The organism is Miniphocaeibacter sp. (assembly GCF_049276255.1).
In the GTDB taxonomy this organism is placed as follows: domain Bacteria; phylum Bacillota; class Clostridia; order Tissierellales; family Peptoniphilaceae; genus Miniphocaeibacter.
In genome coordinates this window covers 1-7,503 of the sequence record NZ_JBASWB010000039.1, presented here as the reverse complement: position 1 = coordinate 7,503, position 7,503 = coordinate 1, and the positions used below count along the sequence as shown (strand labels likewise).

Sequence of the window (7,503 nt, the reverse complement as noted above, 5' to 3'; positions counted from 1 at the left end):
ATATAGAGTCATTTCCACCTATTATTATTACCTTAGTTGCTCCAAGTCTGTTAATTTCAGCTTTCACTTCTGCTGGAATAGCATCTTTTCTTGTTAACATTATTGGTGCACCTAGTTTATTTGCAAGTACTGTTGCTGTTAATTCATCTGTATATTTTTCTCCACTTGCTAGTAATACTATATTGGATTTGCTATATTCTTTTGCCACTGCTACTGATGTAGCATAACGATCTTTTCCATAAATTCTATTTACTTTAAATCTGTTTAGTTGGTTTTCTATATTTTTAGTTAATGTAGATTGTCCACCTATTAGGGTTATTTCCTTTATTGTTGGTGTTGGTCTTTCTGGTTTTGTTGGTTTTGTTGGCTCACTTGGATCTGTTGGTTTTGTTGGTTCTTCATTTTTTTCCCATTGTGCATAAAGACTTGTATTTTCTATAATCTTAAACTTATCTCCTGGGTTATAAGAAACTCCACTTCCGTCTGCCTTAGTGTTCCAGCCTTTAAAGGTATATCCGTCTTTTACTAAATTACCTGTATTTCCTAGTGTAGTTACTTCTGCATTTTTTTCATATTCATTGCCATCTACTGGAACAGTTCCACTATCTGCTTCATTAGCATTATAGATTACCGTATATACTGGAATCCATTTTGCATATAATGTTATATCTTCTGTTACAAGCGATTCAAAATCATATTCTTCTGTTAATCCTATATTTTTAAACCAACCTTCAAATTTATATCCCTCTTTTTGTGGCTGTGTTGGTTTCGTTACCTTTTCTTCATATTTTACAATTTGTTTAGGGACATCTGTACCCCCATTACTATTAAAGGTTACTGTATATTTATCTGGAATCCATTTTGCATAAAGTGTTGTATCTCCCTTTATAGTATCTGTTGCAAAGTTCCATTGAGTCCCTTCAGTAAAATCTTCACTAGTATACCATCCGGCAAATATACTGTTTACTCTTGTTGGAGTGTTCGGTTCAACAATTTTATAATCCATCGGAAATCCTAAAAGAGTATTTACTGTGCCGTAGGTTACCTTCTCTTTATCCGGAGGAGTTTCTCCTAGTTCCGGATAGGTTGCAAGGTAATAATTACGATATTCCTCAACTATACTAGGATCTTTCTTCTGTAAAGTTAAATCAACCTTTCCTCCATTTGCTATAAATTTAATTTCATACCTTTGTTCCCATTGGGCTTCATATACCACATTTTTTGTAGCCTTTACTCCTTTAGCTACTGTTGGAAAATATACCTCTTCTTCTCCTTTTGCTTTCCATCCTTTGAAAATTACATTATTCCCTAGAAAATCTTTACCGGAAGGGATTCTACCATCCCAAAAAGTCGGTATCTCCGAACCTTCTACTACATCTTCAACAATATAGTCATCAAATACTACCTTATCCTCCACTCCATCGGTATAAGTTACTGTATATTTAGCCACTTCTATAACTTTAACCGCTTTACTTTTTGTAAAAACATATTTATCGTCAATATCTTCTACTACATTTTTTACTTCTTCTACAGACGCCTTAATGTTAAATATATCTTGTTTCGGTAATTTTGAATCAATCTTTTCCATTTTCCCATTTATTATAATATCAAAATGGAGTGGAGTGTTTTGTTTAATAAATACTTGTAATTTATCATCTATTATTTCAAAACCAATATTTAGACTTTCTGCACTATCCTTGTCCTTAAAAGTAATTTGACTTTCCTCTAATTTGTATTTTAAATTGTTATCTACTAAGTAAATGACTATTGTCCCTTCCATTCTTCTATCATAGGAAGGTTCATTTATACAAATTGGGATAGTTGTCCTCAAGTTTTCCCCTGTTTTTACTTCATCTTTATCAGTTATAATTGGATTCTGATTAAATTTATGCTGTGTATAATTTGGTTCAGATATTTCAATAAAATTTCTAAATCTTCCATCCCAAGCATGCGAGTTATAATTAAATATATTACTTAAATGTTCTTTATTTGATTCATAGCTAGTAATGCTTATACCTGTATTGTGTTGTTTACTGAAATTCAATTCTCCTAGTTCTTCTTTATTATGGTAGAATACCAAACTTCGCTCTAAATTATACTTTTCATTATGGTTTGTTCCCGGATAAAAGGCATTACTGCCAAATTTTTTTAAGGATATAGGAATATTTATATTAGAAGAAAAATGTCCCGGCCTCGGCTCTTGTCCTTGCTTATTTTCAAATTCAAAAGCATTAAGTCCAATTTCTTCCAAGCCATCATTGAATTTTAAAACACCATCAAATCCTGTACAATTTTTAAAGGTAGATTGTCCAATAGTTTTTAAACTATCCGGGAATATTAAATCGCCATACAGTTTATAGCAGTTTTGAAAAGCGCCGTTACCTATAGATACAAGTGATTCCGGAAACATTAATTCACTTTCCAAATTTTCACATCCGCTAAATACGTAATCTCCAATTGTTGTAAGACTTTCTGGAAAGTCTAAATTTCCCTTTAGATTTTTTATTCCGGAAAATGAATTGTTGCCAATAGTTTTTAAATTTTTAGGGAAACTAATATAAAGTTCATTTTCATAATTTTTAAAAGCTATATTCCCAATTTTTGTCATTGTCTCCGGCCAGATAATTTGATTAAAAGTAAAGCCTTTGTTGGCAAAAATCTCATTTTTTGAGTAATCATTACCAAAGCCAATATTAACAACATCTTTTCCACCAATTTTTTCCGGAATAACCAAGGTCTTCCTTTGGCGATATTCTTCTATTTTGGGATGATCCAAATTGATTTTATCTATTCTAACACCATTTCCATCGAATTGTGTACGAAACAATCCTTCATCCCAAGGTTCATCATCCTCTATTTCAGGCCTTTCAGCTTCTTCCGGCTCTACCGGCTTCTCAGGATTATAGTCAGTGTTTTTTCCTCTAACAGGTATATTAAAAGTCTCAGAAATATTATTTGTTTCAACTTTAAAAACGAAGTTATCCTTGTCCTCTATATCATAGTAATTTCCAGACTGTGCCACTATACCATTATCAGTTATTGCAATATAGGTCATTTCAAAATTACCTTTAATTCTTAAAGCACCCTTGCTATTTATTTTAATAGTATATTTTTCTAAATCACTACCACTTATAAAGTCCGTTAATTCTTTTTCCTCTCCATTATCAGCTATTTCATAAACTTTAATATCCCTGTATTCCGCTTTTAAAAATAAATCTTCTCTTATATTGTCCTTCTTAAAAAGATTTATTTCCACTTGTCCGGGATTGGAATTCACATCAAGAACAAAATTAACTATATCTTCATTAGGGATTACAGAATTTTGTGATGTTATAGCTGTTCCATTCTTTAATGTAAGTTCTTCGTAATTCAATAAGATATTACCATGTCCAATTTCTTTATTTCCTTCCTGTTTAGTTTCATTTGAAGCTAAGGCTATTGTATTTGAGAATATAATTACTATTGCTAATATGAAACTCAAATATTTTTTCTTTCTATATAATTTCACTCTTCTCCTCCCATATAATCACTTCAATACTATCATCTATACATATATTACATGATATCATCTATACATTTCTTATTCAATAAATATAAAACAGAGTAGTTTTTAAATCCACTCTGTTTTACATCCCTATTATTCATTCTCATTATTGTTCAATTTTTATTTATCTATTACCTAAAACATAGTCCATAACAACATCTGGAACGTTGTTTCCTCTAGATAATACTATTGGATAACCCTTCTTTGCTGCATATGGTGCCCCAACTATAGCATCTGGGAATACTTCTCCACTTGCTATTACTGCATGTTTTGGTTTTACATATACTTGTTCTGCTACTAGTACAGATGTTTCATATCTGTCAGCACCGGCTATTCTATTTACTTCTGCATATTTTCTAACTTCTTGTTCTACAGTTCCTGATACTGACTTACTTCCTCCACCTATTGTTACCTTAGTCAACTTCCAGTCTTGTATTGTTTTTGCTGTACTTGCTGGTAATTGTCCTGGCTTTGTTAATAGGATTGGCATATTTTGCTCTACACCCATGCTAGTCATAGCTATTGCATCTGGGAAGTTTGTTCCATCTACTAGTATTGCTTCTGTCTTACTACCTGTTAAAACTCTTACTTGGTTTCCTACAAGAATTGCTGTATCGTATCTGTCTGGTCCACCAATTCTTTCTACAGTGTAGTTAGCTAGTTCTTTTTCTACCTTTTCAGATATAGAAGCCTTTCCACCTATTAACATTACCTTAGTTGCTCCAAGTCTGTTAATTTCAGCTTTTACTTCTGCTGGAATAGCATCTTTTCTTGTTAACATTATTGGTGCACCTAGTTTATTTGCAAGTACTGTTGCTGTTAATTCATCTGTATATTTTTCTCCACTTGCTAGTAATACTATATTGGATTTGTCATATTCTTTTGCTACTGCTACTGATGTAGCATAACGGTCTTTACCAGATAGTCTATATTGTACAAAGTCCATTAATTGACGTTCTATATTTTCAGTTAATGTTGCTCTACCACCTACCAGGGTTATTTCCTTTATTGTTCCTATAGGCCTTCCTGGTTTGTTTGGAACTGTTGGATTTGTTGGTTCACTTGGATTTGTTGGTTTCGTTGATTCTTCATTTTTTTCCCATTTGGCATAAAGAGTAACATTATCTGTTATATTAAATTTATCTCCTGCCTTGTAGGCTATACCACTTCCGTCTGCTTTAGTGTTCCACCCTTTAAAAGTATATCCCTCTTTTACTAAATTACCTGTATTTCCTAGTACGGTTATCTCATTATCTTTTTCATATGGTGAATTCCCATCTACTGGAACACTTCCGCTATCTGCATTGTTTCCATCATATTTCACACTGTACATTACCGGTATTAATCCAACTACGGTATTATCATCAAGATGATTTGAGTCTGCACCTTTGTATTCTGTAACAGCTGTAAATAAGTTTTTATTCTCCGGATGGCGTCCTGCTTCTCTGTAACTAATATTTAAATCTTCATTTTCATATTGTGCAATACTGTAAGTATTTCCATTGCTATCTATAGCTTTTTCACTATAGGTAGTCCCTGTACCTTTAGGAATTGAATAGGCATAGCTTCTTGCCCCTTTGGGCAAAGTCATTTCAGCAACTTCTTTACCTGATTCATCATAGGTTTTAATTGTTAAATCTTCATTTATTTTCAACAGTGGATTTAAAGTATGACTTGCCATAGTTAAGTTAGAGCCCTCTAACAATTTTGCAGTAATAGCATCTCGATAGAAAAATTTTGAACCACCTGCAAAATATGCACCAGAATAGGCTTTCACATTGGCATTGTTCAAAATTTTCAAAGCCCCTTCCGTATCTATGCTCCTAGGGTTTTGTATACCAGTCTGCTTTCCACTATCATCGTAGTCCATAGTCCTTCCCCCACCGATTCCGGCACCATAATTACTGGAAGCTGTCACGCTACTATTGTCTATCACAATATTTCCTGCATATCCAGGAGTATTATTGCCCTTATAATATTGAGAAACTCCAGCGCCGATTCCTGCACCGTCTACAGATTTCGCCGTAACTTGCGAATTATTTTTAATATCAATATGCCATTTATCATTTGACATTAAGCCACTACCTATTCCAGCACCTCTCCTGGATTCTACATTAATGATTGCTCCATCTATTAGTATGTTTGAATAGCTTTTAGTTGGGGCGGTTTTACGTTTATTTGTTCCTGCTCCTCCAATAGCAGCTCCATCACCTACTGAAATATTAACCGTTGCATCTTTAATATTGATATTCATCTTCACTGCATCTATTTCATTGGCAACTTCAAGGCCTATTCCAGGATGAAAATTATCAATAATGTCACCAACTTGATAATCATCTAAATAACCATATATATCATTGTCTTTTCTCTCCTGAGTAACAGTTTCACGACCTAATATGTCAATACGAGTGCTTTCACCACTAATATTAATTTCACCTGATAAATCATCTCCGAACTTAGCCGGAATGTCTATTCCAATTCCCCCGCCGTTTCTTGTGAATATTTTTATAGTACCACCTGAGATATTAATTTTTCCATTAGGTGATATTATTCCACCTTCATTTCCACCTGTTACTATTGTAGGATTTCCCGAGATATTTATATAATCAAACTTGTTGTCATGTTCAATAGTATTTTGCATCTGAAACCCTATCCCCGGTCCAACACTACCACCTGTAATATCCCCAAAACCAAAATTTTCTTCGTATTTTTCAGGATTATAAACAGCATTATTAACTGCAATTACAGTGGTATTGTCCTTAATATTTATTTGACCTAAATTAATACCATATGCATTTCCAATAGCTGCCACATTGCTCCCTCTTGTAGAAGCATTCACTTTTGCATTTCCTTCAATATTTATCACAGGAGAATAAATTGCCTCCTCTTTACTGTAATGACCATAACTTTGCCCTGAACCTATCCCTGCACCGTTAGTAAAATTCAAATTTCTTATAGAATGTGCCTCTATTCTTACTTTGTCTTTAATCATAATAGTCCCATTTGGTCCTTTCGGTTTATCTCCTTGCAAACCAAATTTTAGATAACCCGATCCAATGGCTGCCCCATTACCTAAACTTTTCGCTTCAACCATTACATCACCGGTAAAGCTTATATTTCCACAACAATTTTGATAGTCCCCGCCTATTCCAGCCCCTGAATCTGAATTATTAGTCTCTTCAATAATATAACCACCAATCACTTCTAATTTAGAGTTTTCACCACCTGTTATTGTTAAAGATGTTCCAGCATTGACTCCAATACCAGCTCCATGTTCATTTCCTGTTAAATAATTGTTTTCTCCTTCAACAATAAGTACATTATTTGAATCATCTAAGACTTTTACTGCTGAAACACGATTACCGGAAATATATCTTTGAGCGCGACCTCGAAAATTATCGACTTTTAAATCTTCAATCATAAGCTTCGCTTTATTTTTTAGATTGATTTGAAGATATTTAAATATAGTTTCACTACTACTACCAATTATTTTTACCTCAACGCCATCAATAGTTATCTCCTTAGGTTTTACTAAGTAGTCTTCAACCTTCCCTGCCTCTTCCGGCAAGTTTGAAAAATCATAGGTCCCTGCAGGTAATATATCTGGTACCTCATCCCAAGAGTTATATTGAATAGCTTCACTCGCTAAGAGTTGAACTTCTTCTTTAAATTCTTTCAAGGAGTTTTCTGCTTTCTCTTCTTTATCAGAAAAGTTCTCCTCAGTTGGAACTACTTCTTCATCTTCACTCATTGTATCAATTATCTCTTCATTTGCCTCCTGTTTAACTTCATTTGAAGCTAAAGCTATCGTATTTGAAAACATAATTGTTAATGCTAATATTAAACCCAAATATTTTTTTATTTTTAATTTTCTCATATAGGATTCTCCCTTCTACTTAATTATCTCAATACTATCATCTATTGATTTATTGTTCAATATATTTAATTTCATCTATAGT

2 protein-coding genes are annotated in these 7,503 nt (G+C 33.2%); both read right to left on the bottom strand.

Annotation, left to right across the window (positions count from 1 at the left end):
• Positions 1 to 3,508: leucine-rich repeat protein (locus WAO56_RS03800; RefSeq protein WP_422146279.1), on the bottom strand; the 3,508-nt coding region annotated here is incomplete at its 3' end.
• Between the two features lie 160 nt (positions 3,509 to 3,668).
• Complete coding sequence (locus WAO56_RS03795; protein ID WP_422146278.1) at positions 3,669 to 7,421, bottom strand: cell wall-binding repeat-containing protein; 3,753 nt, start codon at positions 7,419 to 7,421, stop codon at positions 3,669 to 3,671.
• Positions 7,422 to 7,503: the final 82 nt, after the last annotated feature.